Consider the following 26,836-nt stretch of genomic DNA (forward strand, 5'->3'; position numbering starts at 1 on the left):
CGATACGTGGAAAAGCCGTTCTTTCATTGCTTGCCGTCGCCTGTGCGGGCGCGGCCTGGCTCTATCTGTCTCCCGATACGCTGAGCAAGGTTGAGCAACTGGTCGGCGTAAAGCCGGTCGCAGTTGCGGGCAAACCGGCAACCGACACGCCAGCGGCAGGGGACAAGCAGGCGTCAGGCGGCGGTGGCGCCCGTTCGGCCTCGATCGTTTCGGCAACGGCGACGACGGCCGACTTCCCGATCCGGCGCTATGCCATCGGCTTCGTCTCCTCTCCGGCCGTGGTCAACATCAACGCGCGGGTCTCCAGCCAGATCGTGTCGATCGACGTCAAGGACGGGCAGATGGTGAAGGCGGGCGACACGCTGTTCTCGCTCGATGACCGCGCGCTGAAGGCGCAGCTCGCCAAGGACCAGGCGCAGCTGGCCAAGGACCAGGCGATGCTCGCCAGCTCGAGTTCCGATCTTCAGCGCGCCAAGGATCTTGTCGCCAAGCAGGCCGGTACCCAGCAGACCTATGATCAGGCTGTTGCCGCGCAGAAGGCGGCGGCCGCCACCGTGGATGCCGACAAGGCGACGATCGATGCCGACAACGTCCAGCTTGGCTTTGCCACGATCACGGCGCCGATCGCGGGTCGACTTGGCGCCGTCAACGTGTCGGTCGGCGATCTCGTCACGGTCAGCAATGGCAACAGCAGTACGGCAACGCCGCTGGTGACGATCACCCAGATGGACCCGTTGCAGGTCAACTTCAATCTGCCGGAAAGCAACCTTGCGCTGTTGCACAAGGCGCTTGCCAATCCGCAGCAAGGGGCGGTGACGTTGATCAAGGACGGCGATCCGACGCCGATCGGCAAGGGCACGCTCGATTTCGTCGATTCCAGTGTCGATACCGCGTCGGGCACGATCGCCACGCGGGCGACCATACCGAATGCCGATCTGTCGCTGTGGCCCGGCCAGTATGTGAATGTCGTCCTCGACGCCGGGATCATGCCGCAGATGACCTCCGTTCCGACCGTCGCGGTCCAGCCCAGCCAGAAGGGGCCGTTCGTCTATGTGGTCAAGCCGGACAGCACCGTCGAGATGCGACCGGTGCAGGTGGCCCTGACCGAAGGCCAGGACAGCGCCATCAGCCAGGGGCTGAAAGCCGGCGAGAAAGTGGTCACTGAAGGCCAGACGAGGCTGAAGAATGGTGCCGCGGTGCATGAGGGCGCCTCGACGGCCGCGCCCAAGGTGGCCGAGGCGACCAACGCCGGCGAGGCGGCCCGATGATCTCCGAATTCTGCATCCGCAGGCCGGTCGCCACCCTTCTGATGTCGTTCGCCCTCGTGCTGGGCGGGCTGTTTGCCTACAAGTTCCTGCCCGTGGCCGCACTGCCCAGCGCCGAATTCCCAGTGGTCAACGTTTCGGCTTCACTGCCGGGCGCCTCGCCGGAAACCATGGCGACATCGGTGGCGACGCCGCTGATCAAGCAGTTCGCCACCATTGCCGGCATCGATTCGATCTCGACCACGAATTCGCTCGGCCAGACTTCGATCGCCATCCAGTTCGTGCTCAACCGGGATATCGATGCAGCGGCGGCGGATGTGCAGGCGGCGATCGCGCGCACGCAGAAATCACTGCCGCCGCAGATGACGGCGCCGCCGAGCTATCGCAAGGTCAATCCCGCCGACGCGCCGATCCTCTTGATGTCGCTGGTCAGCGACACGGTTCCATTGACCGACCTCGATGCCTTCGCCGAGAACGTGATCTCGCCATCGCTGTCGACCATCGACGGGGTGGCGCAGGTCTCGATCTTCGGTCAGCAGAAATATGCGGTGCGCATCCAGATCGATCCGACAGCGCTTGCCGCGCGCGGCATCTCGATCGACCAGCTGCAGGCGGCGGTCGCGTCGGCCAACAGCAACACGCCGCTCGGCGTGCTGCAGAACAACAAGCAGCAGCTGACCATCACCGCCAACACGCAGCTCACCGACGCCGCCGGCTTCTCCAACCTCATCATCGCCACCAAGAACGGCCACCCGGTGCGGCTGGGCGAGGTGACCCGTGTCGTCGATTCGGTGCAGACCACGACGACGGCGAGCTGGTACGATGGTACCCGCGCGATCATCATGGCCGTGCAGCGCCAGCCCGATGCCAACACCGTCGATGTCGTCGACAAGGTCAAGGCTATGTTGCCGTCCTTCCAGGACCAGATGCCGGCCGCCGCGCAGATCAAGCTGCTCAACGACCGTTCGACGTCGATCCGCCAGGCCGTCGACGACGTCCAGTTCACGCTGTTGTTGACCATCGCGCTGGTGGTCATGGTTATCTTCGTGTTTCTGCGCCGGGTGACGGCGACCATCATCCCGGCCGTTGCGGTGCCGATCTCGCTGATCGCCACGCTTGGCGCGATGTTCCTGTTCGGATTCTCCATCGACAACATATCGCTGATGGGCCTGACGCTTGCCGTGGGCCTCGTCGTCGACGATGCCATCGTGATGCTGGAAAACATCTTCCGGCACATGGAGGAAGATGGGTTGTCGGCCTTCGATGCCTCGCTCAAGGGCGCGCGCGAAATCGGCTTCACCATCATCTCGATCTCGATCTCGCTGGTGGCGGTGTTCATCCCTGTGCTCCTGATGGGCGGCGTTATCGGGCGCATCTTCAACGAGTTCGCCGTCGTGGTGACCGTCGCCATCCTGGCATCGATGTTCGTGTCGCTGACACTGACGCCGATGCTGTGCTCGCGGTTGCTCTCGGTAACCAAAGCCGATCGCGACAAGCATGGCGCCGGCCATAAGCGGGACATCGTCACACGCGGCTATGACCGGGTTCTGACATTCTGCCTGCGGCACACCTTCCTGGTGTTTCTCGTCTTCGTGGGCACCGCCGCGGCGTCGGTGTGGCTGATCCAGATCTCGCCCAAGGGCTTCTTCCCGCAAGAGGATATCGGCCAGATCTCGGTGACGACCATCGCGCGCCAGGACATCTCGTTCGACGCCATGGCCAAGCTGCAGGGCCAGGTGGCCAGCGTCTTCTCGCATTCGCCCTATGTCGATCACGTGGCATGGTCGGCGGGCAGCGGCAACAATGCGCTCAACCAGGGGCAGCTCTTCGTCCAGCTCAAGGGCAAGGACCAGCGCCCCAATATCGAGAAGGTGCTGTCTGATCTGCGCAAGCAACTGGCCGGCGTGGCGGGCATCGAGACCTACATGCAGCCGGTGCAGAACCTGAGGCTGGGGTCGCGCTCGTCGGCCAGCGCCTACCAGCTCGTGGTTCAGGGCCTCGATACCGGCCTGACCGATACGTGGGCGCAGAAGCTGAACGACGCGATGGCGGCCGACCATGCGACGTTCACCGACGTCACCAGCGACCTGCAGAACAATGCGCTTCAGGCGTCGCTGGTCATCGATCGCGACAAGGCCGCCCAGCTCGGCATCGACACCGACACGCTGCGCACCGCGCTCTATGGCGGCTTCGGCACCGACCAGGTTTCTACGATCTTCGGTTCTGCCGACAGCTACGAGGTCATCACCGAGCTCGATCCCAAGATCGAATGGTCGCCCGAGCGGATGCTTGCCATCCAGATGAGGACGGCGAGCGGCTCCCTGGTTCCGCTTGGCGCCTTCGCCCGGGTCGACCGCACGGCCGGCGCCCTGACCGTCAACCAGCTCGGCCAGCTTCCCGCCGTGACCATCTCCTACAATTTGCCGCAAGGCGTGGCGCTGGGTGACAGCGTGACCCGCATCAACGCGCTCAAAGAGCAGATCGGCATGCCGACGGAGATCTCGACCACCTTTGCCGGCACCGCCAAGACCTTCCAGGATTCACTGGCCAACCAGGGGCTTCTGGTCGGCGGCGCGATCCTGACCATCTACATCGTGCTCGGCATTCTCTATGAGAGCTTCATCCATCCGCTCACGATCCTCACCGGCCTGCCTTCGGCGGTGCTCGGAGCGGTGGTTGCCTTGCGCTTCGCCGGCATGGATCTGTCCGTCATCGCGGTGATCGGCATCCTGATGCTGATCGGCATCGTCAAGAAGAACGGCATCATGATGGTCGACGTCGCGCTTGAATTGCGACGAGAGGGCATGTCGGCCAAGGAGTCCATCCACAAGGCCTGCCTGATGCGTTTCAGGCCGATCATGATGACGACGCTGGCGGCGCTGATGGGCACGTTCCCGATCGCGCTCGGCACCGGCGCCAGCGCCGAGCTGCGCCAGCCGCTGGGCGTTGCCGTTGTCGGCGGCCTCTTGGCTTCGCAGGCGCTGACCCTGTTCGTGACGCCGGTGATCTACGTCTACATGGAGAACTTCTCCGGCTGGCTGGTCGGGCTCATGCCGAAGCGCAAGGCTGAACTGAAGATGGTTGAAAATGGCGACCAGCCTTCATTGTTCGGCACCAATGACGACATCCAGACCGAGCCGCAGAAGACAGCGGCCGAATAGCAGCCTCATGCGGCCTGGATAAAAGCTTGCCCAAGCCGTGGCGCTTGCCGCCGGCGGATCGGACCCGTAGTTTGTGGTCATGTCCCATGATCATGACCATGACAATGAACTCGACCCGTTTGCGGCGCGCGTGCGGGCGCTGGAAACCATCCTGACCCGCAAGGGGCTGATCGATCCGGCCGCGATCGACGTCATCGTCGATACCTACGAGACCAAGATCGGTCCCCGCAACGGCGCAAGGGTCGTGGCCAAGGCATGGAACGATCCCGCCTATGCCGACTGGCTGAAGCGTGACGCGACGGCGGCGATCGAATCGCTGAGCTATACCGGCCGCCAGGGCGAGCACATGCAGGCGGTGTTCAACACCAGCGACACCCACAACCTCGTCGTCTGCACGCTGTGCTCCTGCTATCCATGGTCGGTACTCGGCCTGCCGCCGGTCTGGTACAAGGCGCCGCCCTACCGGTCGCGCGCGGTGATCGATCCGCGCGGCGTGCTGGAGGAATTCGGGCTGACGCTGCCGGCCGCAACAAAGGTACGCGTCTGGGATTCGACGGCGGAGCTGCGCTATCTCGTGGTGCCGATGCGGCCGGACGGTACCGAGGGCTGGAGCGAGGAGCAGTTGGCCGACCTGGTGAGCCGCGATGCCATGATCGGCACCGCCCTGGCGAAAGAGCCGGCATGAACGGGCCCCAGGATCTTGGCGGACAGATGGGCTTCGGCCCGGTAGCGCCCGAAAAGGACGAGCCCTATTTCCACGCGGCCTGGGAGAGGCGGGCGCTCGGCGTGACGCTTTGCGCCGGCGCCATGGGAGCCTGGAATATCGATGAGAGCCGGCATGCGCGGGAATCGCTGGATCCGGCCGATTATTATTCCTCCAGCTACTACCAGATCTGGATCAAGGCGCTGGAGACCCTGCTCAAGCGCCATGGCTTCGTCAGCGAGCGCGACCTCGCGGCTGGCGAGGCGATCGATGCGGCGGCGACCCCGAAGCGGGTGCTGAAGGCCGAAAACGTGCCGGCGGTGCTGGCCAAGGGCGGTCCCTGCGACCGGCCCGTTGCCTCGCCGGCGCGGTTCAAGGCCGGCCAGCAGGTGCGGACGAAGAATTTCAATCCCACCGGTCACACGCGGCTGCCGCGCTATGCGCGCGGCAAGCTGGGCAGGATCGAGGCGGTGCGCGACGGTTTCGTCTTTCCCGACACCAACGCGCATGGGCAAGGCGAGAACCCGCAATGGGTCTATACGGTGGTTTTCGACGGAACGGAGATTTGGGGCGAGGGCGCCGATCCGACGCTTGTTGTCTCGATCGACGCCTGGGAGAGCTATCTTGAGCCGGCCTGACGGGATCGCCGCCGATTTGCCCGTTGACCTCGAAGCGCCTGTTTTCGCCGAACCATGGCAGGCCGAGGCGTTCGCCATGACGGTGGCGCTGCACGACAAGGGCCTGTTTTCGTGGGGCGAATGGGCACAGGCGCTGTCGGCCGAGGTGAAGAAGCCGGGCGCCGCGACGGACGGACACGACTATTACGAGCATTGGCTGGCCGCGCTGGAACGGCTTCTGGCGTCGAAGGGACTGGCCGCCAAATCCGATGTCGACGCGGTGGCCGAAGCCTGGGAGCGCGCCGCGCACGCCACGCCCCACGGCAGGCCGATCCTCCTCGAGAACGACCCGGAGTTCCAATCCGCGACGTGAGCGGATGTCCAGGATCGCCCCCAAATCCTCGTGTCCGCCTGAGCGATGGCAACCATCCGCCTCGAAAAGCCGCCCTCTACCCAAGAGAGAATGAATGTACCTGTCGGAAATTCTCTCGATCGGCGCGGCCCTGTGCATTGCCACAAGCGGCATGTTGGCCGGTGAGCTGGTCGGCCGCATCGATGCCCTGACCCTGACCCGGCTGCAAACGCTCGCGGTGACCGTTGCCACCGCCATCACGGCAACGGTGCTGGGCGGCTGGAGCGGCCTTGTTCCGTGGCAGGTAGCCTATCTTGCTGCGTCCGGCGTGTTCGGGATCTTCGTTGCCTCATCCGCCTATATCTCGTCGATATTCGCGCTCGGGCCGCGTCTGGCACTGCTGGTCTTCTCTTTGACCTCGCCCTTTGCCCTGGTCATGGGCTACGTCTTCCTGGACGAGACGGTCGGTCCGGTGAAACTGACTGGCGTGGCGCTGGTCATCGCGGGCATCGTGCTCGCCATCCTGTTCGGCCGCCCCGCCAAGGTTCAGCCGGAAGGCATCTTCCCGACACCGCCCATCGAAACGCCGGTGCTGCCCGAAAAACAGATGACCTTGCCTGTCGGTCTCATCCTTGGGCTGATTGCCGCACTGGGGCAGGCCGCTGGCGCGCTGGTCGCGCGTCCCGTCATGGCATCGGGCGTCAACCCGTTCACGGCGATGGCGATCCGGACCGGCGTGTCGGCCGCCCTGTTCCTGTTGCTGCTGGTGGTTCCACTGCGTAGCGCTGCGAAGCGCTCCCAGCCGTCGGCGCGAACACTCGGCATCGGCATTGGCGGTGCGCTGATCGGCACGGGCATGGGCATGTCGCTGATAATGGCCGCACTGGCCGGCGGCAAGGTCGGCATCGTCTCGACATTGTCGTCACTGTCGCCGGTGCTGGTGTTGCCGATGGTGTGGCTGCGCAGCGGCTACAGGCCGCCGTCGCCGGCCTGGGCGGGGGCGGTGCTCGCCTTCGCCGGCACAGCCTTGATTGCGCTCGGCTGACAGCAACGATGAGCCGGGCACCTGCTTTTTGTTCTCTTTACGTTCTTGTGCGCGCCTGATAGCCTCAACCGTCGGAGGCGCGCGGTGCGTCATTGACGGCAGTCGATTGGCGGCTGTCTTGTGTTTCGCTTGCGAATCCGGTCTGTCGCACTGATGGAATTTTCACCCCAACAGGACGAGGCGCTGCAGGCGGTTGCCCGCTGGCTGCAAGCCGGCAAGCCGCAGCTGTTCCGGCTGTTCGGCTATGCCGGCACCGGCAAGACCACGCTGGCACGCTATTTTGCCGAACATGTAGACGGCCAGGTGCAGTTCGCCGCCTTCACCGGCAAGGCGGCCCAGGTGCTGCGCTCCAAGGGGGCGGTCAACGCCCGTACCATCCATTCGCTGATCTACAGGCCCAAGGGCGAGGAATCGGTCGAGGACGAGGTCACCGGCAAGACCTCGATGTCGCCGACCTTCTCGCTCAACCGGCAGAGCCCGATCTCGCGTGCGAAACTGGTCGTCATTGACGAATGCTCGATGGTCGACGAGCAGCTCGGCCGCGACCTCATGAGTTTCGGCACGCCGATCCTGGTTCTGGGCGACCCCGGCCAGTTGCCGCCGATTTCGGGTGGCGGCTTCTTCACCGATCACGAGCCCGATTTCCTGCTCACCGAAATCCACCGGCAGGCGCGTGACAATCCGATCCTGCGCCTGGCGCTCGATGTGCGCGAGGGCCGCGAATTCATGCGCGGCGACTACGGCACGGCGCAGGTGATCGGCAAGGAAGACGTCAACCAGGAACTGGTGCTGAGGGCCGACCAGGTGCTGGTCGGCACCAACCGCACGCGCCGCCGCTACAACCAGCGTCTGCGCGAACTCAAAGGCTTCAATGCCGACTATCCGCAGGCCGGCGACAAGCTCGTGTGCCTGCGCAACGACCCCGCCAAGGGGCTGCTCAATGGCTCGCTGTGGAAGGTGATGACCTCGTCGCGCGAGACGGTGAAGCCCGGCATCAACCTGCTGGTTTCGCCCGAAGAGGACGATCCCGACCGCGGCGTCGCCAAGATCAAGCTGCTCAAGGCGGCGTTCGAGGATCCCGACGCCGATATCCCGTGGCAGCAGAAGAAGCGCTTCGACGATTTCGACTATGGCTATGCGCTGACCGTGCACAAGGCGCAGGGCTCGCAGTGGAACGAGATCGTGCTGTTCGACGAGAGCTGGGCCTTCAAGGAAACCCGGCAGCGCTGGCTCTATACCGCGATCACCCGGGCCGCCGAGCGGCTCACCATCGTCAGGTAGCTACGACGACGGCTTTTCCCGCACGCCGACCTGCCGGGCGCCGAGCCATTCCCAGGCCTCTTCTTCGTCCTCGGCCTTGAAATGCCTGAATTCGATGGGTGACGACGCGGGCAGGGCGTGCCGTGCGTCCGGCGTCCAGTCCGGTGCGCCGATTGCCGCGCAGCGGCCTATATGCTCCAGTGCATGGACGGCGCCCAGCTTGAGGGTCTCGTCGGAGATGTCGGCCCAGTCGACGCCGTCGTGATCGACCATGCGCACAGCCACGTCGATTCGCTGATGGAGCGCGTAGGCCGCTTCCAGCAGGCCGAACAGGTTTTCCGCATCGGCCGCCGAGACATGCCCGACCACATCGATTGCGAACAGGTCGTCGCGACTGGTGTCGATACGACGGATCGCCGGCACGGATTGCAGGAAATTCACGGCGGGCCTCCTTTTGCGAGAGTTGGTCTTCTGGAACACTGGAAAGCCCTATCTGTTCCCGTCAAAGACGCTATAGATGCCCGGTCTCAAGCGCGCCGAGGCTGAACGGATGGCTGTGGCGCGCCGCTAACCCGCCTGTTTCACGGACACCAGCCCCATGCCCGCAAAGCTTTCCGTCAACCTCAACGCCATCGCCATGCTGCGCAACCGGCGCGATTTGCCGTGGCCCAGCGTGATCGGCATCGGCCGGCTCGCCCTTGCCGCCGGAGCGCATGGGCTGACCGTCCATCCGCGTCCCGACGAGCGTCACACGCGGCATTCCGACCTGCCGGAGATCCGGGCGCTGATCGATGACGAGTTCCCGCGGGCCGAATTCAACATCGAGGGCTATCCGAGCGAGGATTTCCTGGCGCTTGTGGAGAAGCATCAGCCCGAACAGGTGACGCTGGTTCCCGATGATCCGGCACAGGCAACCTCCGACCATGGCTGGAACTTCGCCGCCGATGCGGCGTTCCTGACACCAATCGTCAAACGCCTGAAGAAGGGTGGTTTCAGGGTGTCGCTGTTCTCCGACGCCGATCCCGCCGGCATCGCGGCCGCGCGCGATACGGGTGCCGACCGGATCGAGCTCTATACCGGCCCTTATGGCAGCTACCATTCCGATTCCGCAAAGGCGGCCAACGAGCTGGAAAGATTGGGGAAAACAGCCGATGCGGCATCTGCCGCCGGTCTTCAGGTCAATGCCGGGCACGATCTGACGGTGGGCAATCTGCCCGCTCTGGCGAGGCGCATTCCGGCATTGGCCGAAGTGTCAATCGGACATGGGTTGACAGCCGACGCGTTGGAGTATGGCATGGCCGGCACGGTGGGTCGGTTTCTCAGGGCTTGTGGGTGGAAATGATGGCAGCCTCGCGCACCAGGCATGGCAGCCATAATTTGACGGTACTTGATATTGCATCGCAGCAAGCGTAGAGCACCGCGCGCTTATCGGAGTGTCGTCCATGGCCCTTGCCAACACTGGTAGTGAGGCAGAACCCGTCGAACAATCGAGCCATCCGGAGATCGAGCAGCATAGCACCAAGGTGCTGATGCTGGGCGCGCTTGGCGTTGTCTATGGCGATATCGGCACCAGCCCCATCTACGCCTTTCGCGAGGCCCTGGTGGCGTCTTCGGGCGGTCAAGTCGCGGAGCGTGGCGATATCCTTGGCGTGCTGTCGCTGATCATCTGGTCGCTGACCATCATCGTCACCATCAAATACATCATGTTCGTGCTGCGCGCCGACAACCGCGGCGAGGGCGGCGTGCTGTCGCTGATGGCGCTGGCGCGCGGCAGTTTCCCCAAGCGCTCGGCGGTCATCCTGGGCATCGGCATCGTCGGCGCTTCGCTGTTCTTCGGCGACGCCGTCATCACGCCGGCGATTTCGGTGCTGTCGGCGGTCGAGGGCATGAATGTCGTCACGCCCACCTTCCAGCCTTATGTCGTGCCGCTAACGCTGGTCATCCTGGCGATCCTGTTTTCCGTGCAGCGCTTCGGCACAGGCGGCGTGGCGCTCATCTTTGGCCCGATCACCGCCGTATGGTTCCTGGCCATCGGCCTGTCCGGCCTCAAGCACATCATCGCCGATCCGGAGATCCTGTGGGCGGTCAGTCCGCACTATATCGTCGCTTTCCTGATCCATTCGCCCGACGTTGCCTTCGTAACCATCGGCGCCATCTTCCTCGCCGTCACCGGCGCCGAGGCGCTCTATGCCGATCTCGGCCATTTCGGCCGCAAGCCGATCGTGCTCGCCTGGCTGTCGATCGTGTTTCCCTGCCTGCTGCTCAACTATGCCGGGCAGGGTGCCTTCGTGCTGGCCAAGAATGGCGTCGTGGGCCATCCGTTCTTCGAGATGAACGAAGGCTGGACGCTGATCCCGATGGTGGTGCTGGCGACAGCGGCCACGGTCATCGCCAGCCAGGCGGTGATTTCAGGTGCCTTCTCGCTCACCAGGCAGGCGGTGCAGCTAAACATGCTGCCGCGGCTGGAAATCCTGCATACGTCGGAAAAACAGTCCGGCCAGATCTACATGCCCCGCGTCAACCTGTTGCTGGCGCTGGTGGTGATGATGCTGGTGGTCGGGTTCGGCGAGTCCAGCAAGCTGGCTTCGGCCTACGGCATCTCGGTGACCGGCAACATGTTGGTGACGACGGTGCTGCTCTACGTCGTGATGACCCGCATCTGGAAATGGCGGTTGTGGGTGGCCGTCGCGATGACCGCACTGTTTGCGTTCATCGACATCGGCTTCTTCGCTTCCAACATCGTCAAGGTGTTCGAGGGCGGCTGGGCCTCGCTGGCGGTGGCCTTCACCATTGTCACCGCCATGTGGACATGGGTGCGCGGCAGCCGTTACCTGTTCGACAAGACCCGCCGCAACGAGATCCCGCTCGATTTCCTCGCCGGCAATCTGTTGAAGAAGAAACCGCAGCTGGTGTCGGGCACCGCGGTGTTCCTGACCAGCGATCCGCTCAGCGCGCCGACAGCGCTTATGCACAGCCTGAAGCACTACAAGGTGCTGCATGAGCAGAACGTCATCCTTTCGGTGGTGACGGCGCCGCAGCCGGTGGTGCCCGACAGCGATCGGGTCAAGATGGAGACGGTCAACGAACTGTTCATGCGGGTAACGCTGACCTTCGGCTACATGGAACAGCCCAATATTCCGCGCGCGCTGGCGATCTGCCGCAAGCAGGGCTGGAAGTTCGACATCATGACGACGTCCTTCTTCCTGTCGCGCCGGTCGCTCAAGGCCTCGCCCAACTCCGGCATGCCGGTGTGGCAGGACCGGCTGTTCATCGGCCTGGCGCGCACGGCCGCCGACGCGACCGAATATTTCCAGATCCCGACCGGACGCGTGGTAGAAATCGGTACGCAGGTGGCGATCTGACGAAGCTGATCGCCTCGACCTAACCTGGTGGAGGGCGGGCATGAGCGGCGAATTGGTGCTTGTCACCGGCGGATCGGGTTTCCTCGGCGCCCACTGTATCCTTGAACTCCTGAAGGCCGGCTACCGCGTACGCACCACGGTGCGCTCCGCCAAGCGGGAAGCCGATGTGCTGGCCATGCTCAAGGCCGGCGGCATCGAGCCGGGCGACAGGCTGTCCTTTGCCATCGCCGACCTCACGAGCGACACGGGCTGGCCGCAAGCCGTCGCCGGTTGCGACTACGTGCTCCATGTCGCCTCGCCATTTCCGCCTGGCGTGCCCAAGCATGAGGATGATCTGATCATCCCGGCTCGCGAGGGGGCGCTGCGGGTGCTGCGGGCGGCGCGGGACGCTGGTGTCAAACGCGTCGTGCTGACCTCGTCCTTCGCGGCCATCGGCTATGGCAAGATGCCGCCAGACGGCCGGCCGTTCACCGAGGAGAGCTGGACCGATCCGACGGCCAAGGTCAGCGCCTATGTGAAGTCGAAGACGCTTGCCGAGCGCGCGGCCTGGGATTTCATCGCCGCCGAGGGCGGCAGGCTGGAGTTGGCGGTCGTCAATCCAGTCGGCATCTTCGGACCGGTTCTCGGCTCCGACCATTCGACCTCCACCGAATTTGTCCAGCGGATGATGAACGGCGCCATGCCGGGGCTGCCGCGTCTGTCCTTCGGCGTCGTCGACGCACGCGACGTGGCCGACCTGCATGTGCGTGCCATGACCAATCCAGCCGCCAAAGGCGAGCGCTTCCTCGCGGTATCAGGCGACTTCATGACAGTGCGGGAAATCGCGCAGACCGTGAAGGCGCGGCTCGGCGACGCGGCGTCGCGCGTCTCGACGAGGCAGCTTCCCGATTGGCTGGTGCGGATCGTCGGATTGTTCAACGCCGAAGCCGCGCAACTGGTGACGGAACTGGGCAAGGTCAAGAATGCCACCAACGCCAAGGCGGTGCGTGTGCTCGGCTGGGCGCCGCGCCCGCGCGAAGACGCGCTGGCTGCCACCGGTGAGAGCCTGGTCCGGCTCGGCCTGCTCAAGACATCGAAGTAGCGCGGCGGGAGGGTGACCTCCCACCGCTCTGGTTTCAACCAGCCAGCGCGGCTTTGTTGGCTTCCAGGAACTGCTTCAGCGATACCGACTTTCGACCGGAAAGCGTCTCGACCGAATCCGTCACCATGCCAAGGCCGCCGGCGCGCGTGGCGGCGTCGAAGGACACCAGAAGCTTGGCGATCGGCTCGGGAAGCCCAGCGGCCTTCATGCCCTCAGTCAGTGCTTCATCGGAGAGCTGGACGACCTGGATCGGCTTGCCGGTGGCTTCAGTGACAAGCGCGGCGACTTCGGCTGTCGTATAGGCCTTGGGGCCGGTCAGCGTGTAGGTCTTGCTCTCAACGGTTTGCGAGGCCAGCCCCGCGGCTATGGCCGCGGCGAGATCGTCGCGCGCTCCATAGGAAATGGCGCCGTCGCCCGCGGACGTATACCATTGGCCCGACGCCAGAATCTGCGGCACCGCCATGAAGAGGTTCTCGTCGTACCAGCCATTGCGGAAGATCGTGTAGGGGATGCCGCTCGCCTTGATCGCCTGCTCGGTATCGTAGTGGTCAGGCGCGAAGAGGACCGGCGAGCCCGGCTCGGTGTTGGGCAAGGAGGTGTAGAGCAGATGCTTGACACCTGCCTTTCTGGCAGCGGCGACCGCCGCCAGTTGCTGCTCGCGACGCTTTCCCTGGATCGCCAACTCGTTGGTCGAGATGATGAGCGCCCGGTCGGCGCCTTCGAAGGTCTTTGGCAGCGACGCCGTGTCATCGAAGTCGGCCTGGCGGATGGTGACCCCGCGCTCTGCAAGGTCCGCAAGGTTGGCGGGCGTGCGCGTGGTGGCGATGATCCGGCCCGCTGGTATCTTGAATGTGTCCAGCAGGTGGTTGATGACGCTGCGGCCGAGCTGGCCGGAAGCGCCGGTGACGAGAAGGGTTGCGGTCATGGGGGATCCTGACATTGCGCCGAAAGGCGGTTCGGTTGGTGGTCTCAAAAAGAGACCAGCACTAAAATAGGAATTGACCTGGTGCCGTAAAGAAGGCAGTTTTTGGGGAGGTAGGCACAGGCAGGGAACCAGCCGTGGACAGCAAGATCATCAATCTGAAATCCAAACTCGACATCTACAAAGCCATGACCGACGGCGGCAATCTCGCCGATTGCCCGGTCCGCGACGTCATCCAGGGGCTTAGCGGCAAGTGGAGTTCGCTGTTGATGGCGGCGCTGGCCGAGCAGCCTTATCGCTTCGGCGAGTTGCGGCGGCTGGTTCCCGACATCTCGCAGCGCATGCTGACCCAGACGCTCTACGATCTGCAGCGCGACGGCTATGTGCATCGCGAAGTGTTCCCGACCAAGCCGCCGAGCGTCGAATATAGCCTCACCGATCTCGGGCGCTCGATGTTCGACGCGTTGCAGCATTTGTTGCAGTGGGCGGAATTCAACCATGACGCGGTGCGCGCGGCACGGGCCGGCTTCGACGCAACACAGGCTTGAACAGCCGGGCAGAACCAGGCGCCGCGACTTGATTTCACACAGCGGCTGAAGGATTGTCCCGGCCAGTTCGGCTTGGGGGCATCGGCATTTCCTACGACATCGCAATTGCAGGCGCCGGTCCGGCGGGGCTGGCCATGGCGCTTTATCTCAAACGGGCCGGGCACAGGGTCACCATCTTCGAGCGCTTCGAGGAGCCGAAGCCGGTCGGCTCCGGACTGATCCTGCAGCCGACCGGGTTGACGGTTCTTGCCGATCTCGGCCTGCTCGACGACATATTGGCGCTAGGCGCCCGCATCGACCGGCTGCATGGCGCCGATGCGTCGACCGGCCGCACCGTGCTCGACGTCCGCTATGATGCCCAGCGCGGCCGCCGTTTTGGCCTGGCGGTGCACCGGGCGGCGTTGTTCGGCGTGCTCTTTCGCGCCGCCCGGCGCGAGGCGATCGCCATCGAGACCGGCGTCGAGATCGAGACCATGGAGGCTGGCGAACGGGCGATGCTCATCCGTGGCAACGGGCGAGGGGTAGGGCCATTCGATCTGGTCGTCGACGCCAGCGGTTCGCGCTCGAAACTGCGGCAGCATGCCGGCAATGCAGGCGCGCCACGGCCACTCACCTATGGCGCGTTCTGGGCATCGCTCGGCTGGCGCGGCGAAGGCTTTGACGAGCACGCGCTCTTGCAGCGCTACGACAAGGCCAGCGTGATGATCGGCGTGCTGCCGATCGGCCGGCCGGAGCCCGGTGCCGAAAAAATGGCGGCCTTCTTCTGGAGCCTGAAGCCTGATGATGCCGACGCGGTGCGCGCTGCCGGCCTCGACGCCTGGAAGGAGAGGCTGGTGCGGCTGTGGCCGCAGAGCGAAGCGTTCACCCGCCAGATCGACAGTTTCGACCAGTTGTCACTGGCCCGCTACGGCCATCACACGATGAAGCTGCCGGTCGGCCGAAGATTGGCCGTCATCGGCGATGCCGCGCATTCGACCAGCCCGCAGCTCGGACAAGGAGCCAACATGGCGCTGCTCGACGCCGCGGCGCTCAGCCATGCGCTGGCACGCACGCAGAGCGTCGAGGCAGCACTTGAAGCCTATGCCAGGGCGCGGCGCTGGCACGTGCGTGTCTTTCAGGCGCTGTCGCTGGCGTTCACGCCATTCTACCAATCCGATTCCGTGGCGCTGCCCTTCATCCGCGACAGGCTGGTGGCGACCATCGCAAAGATCCCGCCGGCACCGCAGCTTCTGGCCTCGATGGTCGCCGGCACGGTGATCGATCCGTTCAGGCGGGCAGGGCTGAGGGAAGCGCGATGGGATTTCGGGTCAAATCCAGGTCATGGTACGACTGCATCATAGAGTTTTCGGCAGGCCGATCCGCGTGAACACAGGGATGTCCATAGCCAGAGGACCGAGAGGCCTGATGCGCGTTGCGGCCTCGATGCTGGCGATGTTGATCGTCGAGCTGCCTATGCCGAAGGCATACGCCCAGACGACAAGCCAGTCCGGCCAACAGCAACCATCGGACAGCCAGGCCGCGCTGAGCGCCCGCATCGACGCCGCCTATGGGCTGATGATGGACGCGGGACGCTTCGACGAAGGCTATGCGCAATTGCGGGCAGCGCTGCTCTCCGCCGCCAGAAGCGACCTCTACGAATTCACCGTGGAGAGTTACTCGAACGCAGGCGCGACATTCCTCAACAACCAGATCCTCGACGACGCCGAGGAGATTTTTGCCGAGGGCCTGAAGACGAGGGCGATGCAGCAGGATGTCGCCAAGCGCGCCGACTTTTATCTCAACTACGCAATGCTGAAGCAGGCGGAGAAGGATTATCAGGGCTTCGTGTCGATGTGCGCGACAGCCACCAATTTATACGCCCACTATCACGGCAAGGAGTCGCAAGAACTCCTGTATGCCAACGATGTGTTGGCGACTGGGGTCGCGGCGTTCGGTCAAATCGCTTCAGCCATAAATATCGAGCAGCGCAATCTGAAGTTGGCCGAGCAGGTAACCGGCACCGATGACCGTTTCATCTGGAAGCTGCGGAACAATCTGGCCGACATGCTGCGCCAGATGGGAGCTCCGACACGCGCCTTGCAATATGATCTGGCCGTGCTGGAGAAGCGGATCGGCTACTACGGCCCGGACCACTTCAACGTCTTGGTCAGCGCCAACAACACCGCGCAGGACTATCTAGACCTTGGCAAATACGATGAGGCCTTGCGCCACTTCCAGCAGGACCGGGACATTGCCGTCGCTCTCAAGCAGGAAGGCAATCTAGTCGAACAGGCCGATGCCTGGATGCTCTATACCAGGGTGCTCTCTGGTGCGCAGCCGCTCGATCAGCCAACGCTGGCACAGCTGCGGCAACTGACCACCGACCCGAATTATCCCGAGATACTGGCAATCAAGATCGCCAACCTGCTGGCCGCGCATTTTGCCGCCGTGGGCGACACCGAAGGCAGTATGGCCCAACTCGAACGGGCCTATAGTGTCGCCGGATCGACTTACGGAGTGGTGCATCCACTGACATTTGCCGCGCGCCAGGCGATGGCCAATCTCAAGGCAAGGAGGAATCCTGCCGGGGCGTCCGCCGATTTCGCTGCTCTCGACGATGACATGCTGCGTTGGAACTGGTTCCAGGTGAGCACATCAGGCAATCCCGTCGTTGCGGAGGCCAGCCGCGCCCTGGCCGACGACATGCTCTACGACTATGCGCGCCTTGCAAAGGACAATGCGTCGGTGGTGCCGGCGTTTGCTGAAGCCGTGCGCCGCTGGCCGACGCTTGAAAATGAAAAACGCGACCTGTTGCGCAGGCTATCCCGCTTGATCGATTCGAACGATCTGGAGACACGGCACTTGATCGACGCCGGGATCCAGCTGTCCCTGGCCTATCAGGAGGCGGCTTCCAGCGGTGACAGTTCCGATGATCCGGGAGCGGTGCAGCCCGACCAGGTTGAGGCGGCGTACCAAAAGGCCATCGCCAAGGTCATGGCCAAGTACAGTTTCAGCCAGGGCTTGGTGGACAAACCCCTCCCGTCGGCCGGCACCTTGCTGAAGCCCAATCAGGCGCTGATTGACTACTTCATCACCCGCAAGTGGCGGGCGGATCGGGAGAGCGCCGAACCGCTGGAAGACGAGCGCCTCTATGCGATCGTCACACGCAAGGACCAGCAGCCACGCCTCTACGATCTCGGCGATCCGCGCCGGCTCATCCCGGCCGCTCGCGAAACACGCATGGCAAACCTGAGGTCGACGCGTTCCGCGCAGGAGCGCGGTGCCGTGACGTTGGTCGACCTGAACGCCACATTCACCGGGCTTTATGCCGGTCTGATCGCACCGCTGGAGCCGTCGCTCGATGGCGCCGACACGCTCTTCGTGGTGCCGGACGGCAAACTGTTTTCGGTGCCGTTCCCCCTGCTGCAGGACGGCAAGGGCGCGACGCTTGATGATCGCTTCGCCGTGCGCATGCTGACGCGGCCGGAATCGCTGCTGAACGCCAGCGTCGACCAGAGTCTTCCCAAGACCGGCAGAGCCCTGTTGGCCGGCGGGTTGGACTATGCCCGAGGTCCGGAAAAGGGGGCGGAGCCGTTGCCGGGCACAGCCAAGGAGGTCGACGAGATCGCCTCGATCCTGCGCGCCGATGACTATTCGGTCCAAATGCTGACCGGAACGGCCGCCAGCGAGCGGACGCTGCGCGAGGATATGGAGCGGGCGACGGTCGCGCATCTGGCCACCCACGGCGCTTACCGCGACGAAAAAGAGGGCGGCGTGGGCGGCGTGAACGCCCTTTGGCAGAGCCAGGTCGTGCTGTCGCAAGCCGGAGACCGGCAGTCGATGAAACGTGACGATGACGACGGCCGGCTCTACGGCATGGAACTGACGAGCTGGGATCTGTCGGGGCTCGACCTGCTTGTCCTGTCCGCCTGTGAGACGGCGCGTGGCCAGGAGACATTCGTCGGTGGCTTGCGCGGCCTGCCGACGGCAATCAACATTGCCGGCGCCAAACGTTCGCTGCTGACGCTGTGGCCGGTGGACGACGCCGGTACCGCCGCCTTCATGGTCGGGTTCTACCATTATCTCGCCGCCGGGCAGACCTATCCGCAAGCGCTGCGCCAAACCCGCCGCGATGCCCGCGGCGGCAAGATATCGGGTGCCCAGGATCCGCGGGTCTGGGCCGCCTTTGTCATGTTCGAGAACTGAGGCCGCTTAAAGCGAGTGATGCGCGCGGGCGTTCACGCGGACCGCGCCAACGCAAATGGTCCGGCTGCATCGCTTCGGCGGATGAGGCTCGATAGAAAAGATCCCTTGGCTTGCAGGAAGGCATGCAGGCGTTGCGGATAGTCCGGCGCCACGGCGTTCCTGATCGACGGTCGATCGTTCAAGGCTTTCCGCCAGGCCTGAACGCGCGGCTTGCCGTCCAGGATGCCGAAATCGCCGATCCGGTCGAAAGCGTCGAGATATCGGAAAACCGGCCCGTACACCGCATCGACGAGCGAGAAGCTGTCGCCGACGAACCATGGGCCGCTCCGGTCGGCGTTGTCAGCCAGTTCGGCTTCGAGGCGCTCAAACATGGCGGACAGCGCGCCGGATTCGGCAAGGAAGCCCGCTTCGGCCGGGGCTGAATAGAAGCGGCCGATGGCGTTGAGGATGGCCGAGCCGTATTCGATCCAGGCACGGTGCCGGGCACGAGCGTAGGGGTCGGCCGGGTGGAGAGCGCCGGCCTGCGTTTCCTCCAGGAATTCGAGGATGACCGCGGATTCGAAGACCACTGTCTCCCCGCCCTCTTGCTGAACGCGCAGCAGCGGCACCTTGCCGAGCGGCGAGATCGCCTTGAACCACACAGGCTTGTCGGCGAGGTCGATGTCGACACGTTCGAACGGCACGCCTTTTTCGGTCAGCGAGATCGCGGCGCGTTGGACATAGGGGCACAGAGGATGGCTGACGAGGATGAGCTTGTCGGGCATGATTTGGCTTCCGATAATCAATGCAATTACATCTATGTAGATGCATGTGCATTTATCGTCAAGCTTGATGCACCTGCATCTATCACCTAGGATGGCTTATGACCGAAAAAGCCACGCCTTCTCCGGAAGCCATCAAGGCCTGGGCTCGCCTGATGCGCGTTTCGCGCCAACTGGTGGAACGTGCCGAAGACGCCCTGAAAGAGGGCGGCCTGCCGCTGCTTGCCTGGTACGACGTGCTGCATGAGCTCGCCGAGGCGGGCGAGGGGGGCTTGCGGCCGTTTCAATTGATCGAGCGCACCCTGTTTGCGCAGTACAACATCTCGCGGCTGCTGGCCCGGCTTGAGGCCGACGGATTGGTCGAGAAGCTGCCGGTGGCCGATGACGGCCGCGGCCAGACCATCCGCATCACGGCCAAGGGGCGCGAGACGCGCCGCCGGATGTGGGCCATTTACGGGCGGTCGATCGCCGAACTGGTTGGCGCCAGGCTCTCACCGGACGAGCTGAACATGGTGTCGGCGCTGCTTGGCCGGCTGCGCCATCCGCCTGCCGGCGATTGAGCATAGGCGCTGCGTGCGTCGCGCGGATAGTTGCGGATATTTTTCGTCATGTCCCCTTGCGCCGAGCATCGGATTGCGCAATATGCCGAACCGTAACGTACGGTACGGCTTCTGGTGATCCCAAGGGCTCTACCTTTGAACGGGAACAAAGCGTGTTGCTGGCAAACGCCGACATCGACAACAGCCAGGCGCTAACGGAGCGCCAGAAGGCCGTTCTGGATGCGGCATTGCGGCTGTTGGTCGAGGAGGGCGATCATCTGACCATGACCGCGGTGGCGCGGCGGGCCAGTTGTTCCAAGGAAACGCTCTACAAGTGGTTTGGCGACCGTGACGGGCTGCTTACGGCGACCGTGCAGTGGCAGGCATCCAAGGTGCGCGTGGCTTCCGTCGATGGCAAGGGGCTCGACCTCGCCTCGCTGACGGCAAGCCTCGAGCGCTTCGCCTCCGACTGGCTCAAGGTGATCTCCAGCGACACCTCGATCGCGCTCAACCGGGTGGCGGTCGGCCATGCCGGATCGGGTAAGGACAATCTCGGCGCTGTTGTGCTGGAGAACGGCCGTTTCGCGCTGGCGAGGCGGCTGAAGCCGGTGCTCGAGGCGGGGCGCCAAGCGGGGCTTTTGGAATTCACGGATGCCGAGACGGCGTTCCGTACCTTTTTCGGGCTGGTCGCCCGCGACGTGCAGATCCGTCTGCTGCTCGGCGACCGGTTGGAATTGACTGAGGCGGCGATCGGCGGCGATGCCGCGCGGGCGACGCAGCAGTTTCTCGCTCTTCATGGAGCAAAAACCGGGCCACAAAGCCTCTGATTTAAAAACGGGAAGGAAGACAAAATGCGTGTTTATTACGATCGTGATGCCGATCTCAACCTGATCAAGGGCAAGAAGGTCGCCATCATCGGCTATGGCAGCCAGGGCCGGGCACATGCGCTCAACCTCAAGGATTCCGGCGCCAAGGAGATCGCCATCGGCCTCAAGGCCGGTTCGGCGACCGCCAAGAAGGTCGAGGCCGACGGGCTCAAGGTGATGAGCGTGGCCGACGCCGCCAAATGGGCCGACCTGATGATGATGGCAACGCCCGATGAATTGCAGGCCGACATCTACAAGAACGAGATCGCGCCGAACATCCGCGACGGTGCGGCGATCGCTTTCGCGCACGGCCTCAACGTGCATTTCGGCCTGATCGAGCCGAAGTCGACCGTCGACGTCGTCATGATCGCGCCGAAGGGCCCGGGCCACACGGTGCGCGGCGAATACCAGAAGGGCGGCGGCGTGCCGTGCCTGGTCGCCGTCAACCAGGACGCTTCGGGCAATGCGCTCGACCTGGCGCTCTCCTACGCCTGCGGCGTCGGCGGCGGCCGTTCGGGCATCATCGAGACCAATTTCCGCGAGGAATGCGAGACCGATCTGTTCGGCGAGCAGGTCGTGCTGTGCGGTGGCCTGGTCGAACTGATCCGCGCCGGCTTCGAGACGCTGGTGGAAGCCGGCTACGCGCCGGAAATGGCCTATTTCGAGTGTCTGCACGAGGTCAAGCTGATCGTCGACCTGATCTATGAAGGCGGCATCGCCAACATGAACTACTCGATCTCGAACACCGCCGAGTGGGGCGAGTATGTCTCGGGCCCGCGCATCATCACCGCCGAGACCAAGGCCGAGATGAAGCGCGTGCTGAAGGACATCCAGACCGGCAAGTTCACGTCGGAATGGATGCAGGAATACCGTGCCGGCCTGTCGCGCTTCAAGGGCATCCGCCGCATGAATGACAGCCACCAGATCGAGGAAGTCGGCGCCAAGCTGCGCGCGATGATGCCGTGGATTTCCAAGAACAAGCTGGTCGACAAGGCCAAGAACTAAGCGAAGTCCAGACAACCTATATCCAAAGGAAAGGGCGGCACCAGCCGCCCTTTCTCATTCGGCATGTTGTTTTCGGTCGGTCAGCTACAGGGCGACCAGCACTACTTGGTGCCGCCTCGGCTTGCGCCTACGCGGGCACGAGCCCGTGGCGCAGCATCACCTCCGTCGCCTTGGCCAGGTCGGGCCTGCCGGGGACATTGATCACCTCGGCAATCTCGTCGAAGTAGCGGCGCCCGATGGCCCCCGGCGTCAGCACGGCCAAAGTCCGCGACACGCCGTCATGCAGGTTCTCGTGGTGGTGGACACTTCCGCGCGGGATGAAGACGGCATCGCCGGCGCCGAGTTCCTGCTTTTGGCCATCGACGGTGATCGTCAAAATGCCCTCCAGCCCATACAACGTTTCGTCCGCCTCCTGATGGTAATAGGGCGCCGGTACGCGGGCGCGCGACGGGACAACGAATTCGAACACGGTTGCCCCCTTGTCGCTGACCAGGAAGCGCAATTCCAGTTCACCGATCCTCAAGACGCTCTGTGTACTCGCTTCCATCGGCATGCTCCTTGTTGTAAAGTGGCTTTACGAAATTTGTAAAAGGACTTTACAACGGTGTCAACAGTCAGTCAGACGACAGAACCGGCGGAGCCCGGCGGAGAGCTGGGCCCGCCGTTCTTCGGGGCTCTCCTGCGCATCACCTGGCAGCACGTTCGCAACCAGATGCACCGGGCGATTCATGACGCCGGCTTCACCGATTTTCAGGACGCTCACTTTGCCGTCTTCTCCTATCCCCTTCCGGATGGCGTAAGGCCGTCGGAACTGGCTCGCCAGAAGCGAATGTCGCGGCAGGCGGTCAACTACCTCCTCATCCAACTCGAGGAGCTCGGCTATATCGAGCGGCGCTCTCCCGAGGGCAGCGACCGGCGCCTCATCTATCTGAGCGCGCGCGGGTGGCAGCTTGTAGAGACGATTTTCGCCTGCCTGCGGCGGTTGCATGCGGAATGGGCGGAGGAGATCGGTGAGAAGCGCTTCAACGACTTCCTTGGCGTGTTGAAGCAGCTGTCCGCGACAGCGCAGGAGGATTACTCCAAGGATTCAGGCCAGTAGCACTGTGCTCGCGGTTCCGTTGCGCCGTCGTCCCAGCGAGGCCCGCAGACAAACGGCGCCGCGATGCGCGGCGCCGTTGCATGGCTATTCGTTAGTCACCGCAACTCAGCTGTAAGGCGACCAGCATTGCTGGCGCGGGCCGTTGTAGGGCTGGAACGTGTTGTCCCAGGAGCGATACGACCGGTAGCGGTTGTAGCACCATTGGACATGGGCGTTGGAAAGCCGTCCGGCGCGATAATGGCGGCGCGGCGGCGGCGCATAGTAATCGTAGTTGTTGTAGTTGTTGTACATGCTGCCAAGGCCGAGCCCCAGGCCCAGGCCAAGGACCGCGGCGGCGCCGTCATCATAGTAGCCGCCGTGGTAGTGGCGGCGGCCATGGCGCCAGCGCCAGTCGTCGCCGCGGTTCCAGTTGCCGCCACCGTTCCAGTGCCGGTTTCCATTCCAATTCCGGTTTCCGTTCCAATGGCCCGACCGGCGCCAGCGCCAGTCATTGTTGAAGCCACGGTTGTTGTTATTGCCGCCCGCCCAGCTGTCGCGAACAGGCGTGACCGCCGGTGCTGCGGTGCTGGTGGGAAGCGACAGGTTCGGCTGCAGGATCGGTCCGGCGGCCGACGGCGCCGTGATGCCGGAGACAATGCCGAGCGCTATCAGCCCGGACTTGATAGTGGAAGAAAAGAGCGAGTTCATTGTACTCTCCAAGAGATACAGGCCCCACGCCTACCCTGGAATGGGCCCAATGTGGACGTTTGCGTCTGAACGGCGGATGAACGGAAAGGTTCCGTCAACCATGGCGCGAATGCCGTCAGGACCAACCGATCCCTGCTTGTGGTCCTGCGATCTTGTTTTCTGGCGCTCTTGCAGGCAAAGGTCAGGGCATGTCGCTGCGCCTTGCCACCTTCAATGTCGAGAACCTGATGAACAGGTTCGATTTTTCCGGCTATCGCAACCAGCTCAACGAGGATCGGACGCTGGCGCTGTTCGATATCCAGAGCGAGGCCGAGTACAAGATGCTGGAACAGGCCCGCGCCATCGCGCAGTCCGACGACACGCGCCAGCTCTCGGCGTTGGCGATCGCCGCCACCCGGGCCGACATCATCTGCATGCAGGAGGTCGACAACATCGAGGCGCTGAAGGCCTTCGAATACGGCTATCTCTTCAAGATGGTGGGGCAGGGCTACCGGCAGAAATACACCACATCGGGCAATGATTCGCGCGGCATCGACGTCGCCGTGATGATGCGCAACGAGACCGCGCAGGGACAGCCGATCGAATTCGTGCGCATGACCAGCCATGCCTATGTCACCTACGAGCAGTTCGGGCTGCATACGCCGGAACTGGCGGCCCTCGGCAGCCAGGCCAATGAACGCATCTTCCGGCGCGACTGCCTGGAAGTCGACATCACCGTGGGCGGCCTGCCGCTGACGCTTTATCTCGTGCATTTCAAGTCCATGGGTCCGCCACGCAACGGGCTGGACGGACGCGAGGCGACGATGCCGGTGCGCGTCGCGGAGGCGCAAGCCGTGCGCCGGATCATCGAGGAGCGCTTCGGTGGGAACCATGCCGCCGACAAGCGCTGGGCGATCTGCGGCGACATGAACGATTACCGGCAGCGCGTGAAGATCGCCGGCGATGATGTCGACGGCTACCGTTTCGAGGTGGTCGACGAGAACCAGTCCTGCATCAACGTGCTGACGGCAGGCGGCTTCTGCGAAAACGTCGTCGAGCGGCGGCCGGAAATGAACCGCTGGACCTTCTATCACACACGCGGGCCTGAAGAGCGGCATCTCTGCCAGCTCGACTACATCCTGCTCTCCAGGGGACTGGCGGCGAAGAATGCCACCGCCGTCCCCGACATCATCCGCAACGGCCAGCCTTGGCGCACGATCTTTCCGGCGGGCCAGGAGGTCGAGCGCTTCCCGCGCGCCGGCTGGGACCGGCCGAAAGCGTCCGACCATTGCCCGGTGGCGATCACGCTGGACATGGCTTGATACAGGGACTGGGGTATTGATTGGCATGAGTTTCGACCTGCCGCGCAATGTCATCCTGGCGGTCGACGCCGTCGACGTCCGGCTCGACCCCGGCCCGCATCCTTTCGCCAGGGATAATGCGGCGGCGATCGTCGAGAACTGGCAGCGCGAGATAGCAGCCAATCCCGCGCTGTTCGACGGCACGGTGGTGCTGCTGTCGCAACTTGCCTGGCGCGACAACCGCCTCGTCGGCCGCTGCCATGCGGTCAACTACTCCACCTTCATGCTCTGGCGGAAGCGGCCCGAGAACTCCGGCGCCGAGCACGCCTATGCCCATGCCGTGCTGGTGGCGGGCGACAATGCGCTGGTGGCGATCCGCATGGGACCGCAGACGGTCAATGCCGGCCGCGTCTATTTCGCCGCCGGCTCGTTCGAGCCTGTCGATTTCCGCGACGGGATGGTCGATGTCGATTTCAACATGATCCGCGAGGTGCGCGAAGAGACCGGCATCGACCTGTCGAACGCCAGGCGCGGCGTGCGCTGGCACGCCCTGTCGACGGCAAGCGGCACGGTGATCTTCCGCCGCTATCATGTCGATGAGCCGGCCGATGAGGTCGCGCGCCGAATCTCGGCCTTCGTTGCCACCGAAACCGATCCGGAAATCGAGGGGCCGGTCATCATCCGTCACGCCGCCGACCTGCCGGAGGGGCTGTCGCCGCACATGAAGCCGCTGATCGAGTGGCATTTCGCCAACAGCTAGATTGTCGTTTCCGCCCGCCAGCTTCTAAACTCCCCTCGGTTTTGACGAATCGGCGGGGGCCGCATGCTGTCAGTCTTTGAAATCGCCGCGCTGCTGTTGACGTTGTCGGCCCTGTTCGGCTGGCTGAACCTGCGTTTCCTCAAACTGCCGCATACGATCGGGCTTTTGATCATGGCGCTGGCGGCGTCACTGCTCCTGCTTGCCCTGGAGAAGATCGCGCCGGGCCTCGGCATCACGGCGACGCTGCAGAATGTGATGCAAGAGATCGATTTTACCTCGGCGATCATGAACGGCATGCTGTCGCTGCTGCTGTTTGCCGGCGCCCTGCATGTCGATTTCGATTTGCTCAAAGGGCAGAAATGGGCGATCACCCTGATGGCCAGCATCGGCGTCGTCATCTCGACGGCGGTGGTCGGGGTAGCCTTGTGGTTCGTGGCTGGCGGGCTTGGCTTCAACGTTCCCCTGCCATGGGCCCTGGTGTTCGGCGCGCTGATTTCGCCGACCGATCCGGTCGCCGTGCTCGGCCTGCTCAAATCCATCAACGTGCCGGAATCGATCAAGGCCAAGATCGCCGGCGAGTCCTTGTTCAACGACGGCGTCGCGGTGGTGGCGTTCGGCGTGCTGCTGGCGGTGGCCGTCGCGACCACGGGCCAGCACCGGCCCGACCTTTGGGACATTGGCGAACTGCTGCTGCGTGATGGGCTGGGCGGTGCGCTGTTCGGGCTCCTGACCGGATGGATCGCCTATCGCGCGATGCTGGCCGTCGACGATCACATCGTCGAGATCCTGATCTCGCTCGCCGTCTGCATCGGCACCTACACGCTCTGCAACCGGCTGCACATTTCGGGGCCGATCGCCGTGGTCGTCGCGGGCCTTTTGATCGGCAACCATGGCGCCGAGCATGCGATGAGCGAGACGGTGGAGGATTATCTCTTCGCTTTCTGGGAGGTGGTCGACGAGATGCTGAATTCCGTCCTGTTCCTGTTGCTCGGACTGGAAGTGCTGGTGCTGTCGTTCGATCCCTCGCATGGCTGGATCGTGCTGATCGCGATCCCGATCGTGCTGGCCGGGCGCTTTGTCTCCGTCTGGATTCCGATCTCGCTGCTGGCGGTACGCCAGACCTTCTCGGCAGGATCCATTCCCGTGTTGACCTGGGGCGGCCTGCGCGGCGGCGTTTCAGTGGCGCTGGCGCTGTCCTTGCCGGACAGCGCGGCCAAACCCGTGCTGCTGACAGCGACCTACGCAGTGGTGATCTTCTCGATCATCGTCCAGGGACTGACGATGAAGTGGGTGATCGGCAGGACGACGGACCCGGCCAGCGTGTAGCTTGCCCGGTTT

The 26,836-nt window shown here is 63.9% G+C and carries 25 protein-coding genes; 20 read left to right on the top strand and 5 right to left on the bottom strand.

Features of this window, described 5'->3' with window-relative positions:
* Positions 1–2: 2 nt before the first annotated feature.
* The 7 genes from MesoLj_RS18575 to MesoLj_RS18605 all read left to right on the top strand — a co-directional run bounded on the left by MesoLj_RS18575 (position 3) and on the right by MesoLj_RS18605 (position 8,424).
* Positions 3–1,268, top strand: a complete 1,266-nt coding sequence (locus MesoLj_RS18575; RefSeq protein WP_202327341.1) for an efflux RND transporter periplasmic adaptor subunit — start codon at positions 3–5, stop codon at positions 1,266–1,268.
* Positions 1,265–4,426 (top strand): efflux RND transporter permease subunit, encoded by a 3,162-nt coding sequence (locus MesoLj_RS18580; RefSeq protein WP_202321659.1) that lies wholly within the window; start codon positions 1,265–1,267, stop codon positions 4,424–4,426. The genes MesoLj_RS18575 and MesoLj_RS18580 overlap by 4 nt, the downstream gene beginning before the upstream one ends.
* A 79-nt stretch (positions 4,427–4,505) precedes the next feature.
* Positions 4,506–5,111: a nitrile hydratase subunit alpha gene (nthA, locus tag MesoLj_RS18585; RefSeq protein ID WP_202321661.1), complete on the top strand. Its 606-nt coding sequence runs from the start codon at positions 4,506–4,508 to the stop codon at positions 5,109–5,111.
* Positions 5,108–5,767 (top strand): nitrile hydratase subunit beta, encoded by a 660-nt coding sequence (gene nthB / locus MesoLj_RS18590; protein WP_202321663.1) that lies wholly within the window; start codon positions 5,108–5,110, stop codon positions 5,765–5,767. The genes nthA and nthB overlap by 4 nt, the downstream gene beginning before the upstream one ends.
* A complete protein-coding gene (locus MesoLj_RS18595; RefSeq protein ID WP_202321665.1) occupies positions 5,754–6,119 on the top strand; it encodes a nitrile hydratase accessory protein in 366 nt (121 codons plus the stop codon). The genes nthB and MesoLj_RS18595 overlap by 14 nt, the downstream gene beginning before the upstream one ends.
* A 94-nt stretch (positions 6,120–6,213) precedes the next feature.
* Positions 6,214–7,143 carry a DMT family transporter gene (locus tag MesoLj_RS18600; RefSeq protein WP_202321666.1) on the top strand — a complete coding sequence of 310 codons (930 nt, stop codon included), beginning with the start codon at positions 6,214–6,216 and terminating at the stop codon, positions 7,141–7,143.
* A 153-nt stretch (positions 7,144–7,296) separates the two neighbouring features.
* Positions 7,297–8,424, top strand: coding sequence for an ATP-dependent DNA helicase (locus MesoLj_RS18605; RefSeq protein WP_140775885.1), 1,128 nt, complete (start codon positions 7,297–7,299; stop codon positions 8,422–8,424).
* Here MesoLj_RS18605 and MesoLj_RS18610 read toward each other — a convergent pair whose 3' ends face one another.
* Positions 8,425–8,844 (bottom strand): STAS/SEC14 domain-containing protein, encoded by a 420-nt coding sequence (locus tag MesoLj_RS18610; RefSeq protein WP_202327342.1) that lies wholly within the window; start codon positions 8,842–8,844, stop codon positions 8,425–8,427. It abuts the gene before it with no gap.
* Positions 8,845–9,001: 157 nt separating this feature from the next.
* Between MesoLj_RS18610 and MesoLj_RS18615 the strand changes: the two genes are divergently transcribed.
* The 3 genes from MesoLj_RS18615 (at position 9,002) to MesoLj_RS18625 (ending at position 12,846) form a co-directional block, all read left to right on the top strand.
* Entirely contained in the window at positions 9,002–9,745 is a 744-nt protein-coding gene (locus MesoLj_RS18615; protein ID WP_202321668.1) for a pyridoxine 5'-phosphate synthase, read from the top strand.
* A gap of 100 nt (positions 9,746–9,845) precedes the next feature.
* Positions 9,846–11,765, top strand: coding sequence for a potassium transporter Kup (locus MesoLj_RS18620; protein ID WP_140775888.1), 1,920 nt, complete (start codon positions 9,846–9,848; stop codon positions 11,763–11,765).
* A 40-nt stretch (positions 11,766–11,805) separates the two neighbouring features.
* A complete protein-coding gene (locus MesoLj_RS18625) occupies positions 11,806–12,846 on the top strand; it encodes an SDR family oxidoreductase (RefSeq protein ID WP_202321670.1) in 1,041 nt (346 codons plus the stop codon).
* Positions 12,847–12,880: 34 nt separating this feature from the next.
* Here MesoLj_RS18625 and MesoLj_RS18630 read toward each other — a convergent pair whose 3' ends face one another.
* Entirely contained in the window at positions 12,881–13,771 is an 891-nt protein-coding gene (locus MesoLj_RS18630) for an SDR family oxidoreductase (protein ID WP_202321672.1), read from the bottom strand.
* Positions 13,772–13,905: 134 nt separating this feature from the next.
* Here MesoLj_RS18630 and MesoLj_RS18635 point away from each other — a divergent pair, with 134 nt between their 5' ends.
* From MesoLj_RS18635 to MesoLj_RS18645, 3 genes are all read left to right on the top strand, one after another.
* Positions 13,906–14,316, top strand: a complete 411-nt coding sequence (locus MesoLj_RS18635; protein WP_140775891.1) for a winged helix-turn-helix transcriptional regulator — start codon at positions 13,906–13,908, stop codon at positions 14,314–14,316.
* Positions 14,317–14,369: 53 nt separating this feature from the next.
* A complete protein-coding gene (locus tag MesoLj_RS18640; RefSeq protein WP_202321674.1) occupies positions 14,370–15,656 on the top strand; it encodes an FAD-dependent oxidoreductase in 1,287 nt (428 codons plus the stop codon).
* Between the two features lie 64 nt (positions 15,657–15,720).
* Positions 15,721–18,501: a CHAT domain-containing protein gene (locus tag MesoLj_RS18645; protein ID WP_202321676.1), complete on the top strand. Its 2,781-nt coding sequence runs from the start codon at positions 15,721–15,723 to the stop codon at positions 18,499–18,501.
* A gap of 32 nt (positions 18,502–18,533) precedes the next feature.
* Here MesoLj_RS18645 and MesoLj_RS18650 read toward each other — a convergent pair whose 3' ends face one another.
* Positions 18,534–19,265: a glutathione S-transferase family protein gene (locus MesoLj_RS18650; RefSeq protein ID WP_202321678.1), complete on the bottom strand. Its 732-nt coding sequence runs from the start codon at positions 19,263–19,265 to the stop codon at positions 18,534–18,536.
* A 98-nt stretch (positions 19,266–19,363) separates the two neighbouring features.
* Between MesoLj_RS18650 and MesoLj_RS18655 the strand changes: the two genes are divergently transcribed.
* The 3 genes from MesoLj_RS18655 to ilvC all read left to right on the top strand — a co-directional run bounded on the left by MesoLj_RS18655 (position 19,364) and on the right by ilvC (position 21,672).
* Entirely contained in the window at positions 19,364–19,822 is a 459-nt protein-coding gene (locus MesoLj_RS18655) for a MarR family winged helix-turn-helix transcriptional regulator (protein WP_202321680.1), read from the top strand.
* 152 nt (positions 19,823–19,974) lie between these two features.
* On the top strand, positions 19,975–20,628 hold the full coding sequence (locus MesoLj_RS18660; protein WP_140775896.1) for a TetR/AcrR family transcriptional regulator: 654 nt from the start codon (positions 19,975–19,977) through the stop codon (positions 20,626–20,628).
* A 24-nt stretch (positions 20,629–20,652) separates the two neighbouring features.
* Positions 20,653–21,672, top strand: a complete 1,020-nt coding sequence (ilvC, locus tag MesoLj_RS18665; RefSeq protein ID WP_010910140.1) for a ketol-acid reductoisomerase — start codon at positions 20,653–20,655, stop codon at positions 21,670–21,672.
* Positions 21,673–21,799: 127 nt separating this feature from the next.
* Here the strand turns inward: ilvC and MesoLj_RS18670 are convergent, their stop codons facing one another.
* A complete protein-coding gene (locus tag MesoLj_RS18670; protein ID WP_202321682.1) occupies positions 21,800–22,219 on the bottom strand; it encodes a cupin domain-containing protein in 420 nt (139 codons plus the stop codon).
* A gap of 57 nt (positions 22,220–22,276) precedes the next feature.
* Between MesoLj_RS18670 and MesoLj_RS18675 the strand changes: the two genes are divergently transcribed.
* Entirely contained in the window at positions 22,277–22,771 is a 495-nt protein-coding gene (locus tag MesoLj_RS18675; RefSeq protein WP_244735098.1) for a MarR family winged helix-turn-helix transcriptional regulator, read from the top strand.
* A gap of 105 nt (positions 22,772–22,876) precedes the next feature.
* Here MesoLj_RS18675 and MesoLj_RS18680 read toward each other — a convergent pair whose 3' ends face one another.
* A complete protein-coding gene (locus tag MesoLj_RS18680) occupies positions 22,877–23,458 on the bottom strand; it encodes a BA14K family protein (RefSeq protein WP_202321684.1) in 582 nt (193 codons plus the stop codon).
* 188 nt (positions 23,459–23,646) lie between these two features.
* On the opposite strand from MesoLj_RS18680, the gene MesoLj_RS18685 reads away from it, so the two are divergent.
* The 3 genes from MesoLj_RS18685 to MesoLj_RS18695 all read left to right on the top strand — a co-directional run bounded on the left by MesoLj_RS18685 (position 23,647) and on the right by MesoLj_RS18695 (position 26,824).
* The gene (locus MesoLj_RS18685) at positions 23,647–24,759 is read left to right on the top strand and encodes an endonuclease/exonuclease/phosphatase family protein (RefSeq protein WP_140775898.1); all 1,113 of its coding nucleotides are present in this window, start codon (positions 23,647–23,649) and stop codon (positions 24,757–24,759) included.
* 25 nt (positions 24,760–24,784) lie between these two features.
* Positions 24,785–25,498, top strand: coding sequence for a hypothetical protein (locus MesoLj_RS18690; RefSeq protein ID WP_140775899.1), 714 nt, complete (start codon positions 24,785–24,787; stop codon positions 25,496–25,498).
* A gap of 63 nt (positions 25,499–25,561) precedes the next feature.
* The gene (locus tag MesoLj_RS18695) at positions 25,562–26,824 is read left to right on the top strand and encodes a cation:proton antiporter (RefSeq protein ID WP_140775900.1); all 1,263 of its coding nucleotides are present in this window, start codon (positions 25,562–25,564) and stop codon (positions 26,822–26,824) included.
* The last annotated feature ends 12 nt before the right edge of the window (positions 26,825–26,836 follow it).

It is taken from the genome of Mesorhizobium sp. 113-3-9 (assembly GCF_016756515.1).
Lineage (GTDB): Bacteria > Pseudomonadota > Alphaproteobacteria > Rhizobiales > Rhizobiaceae > Mesorhizobium.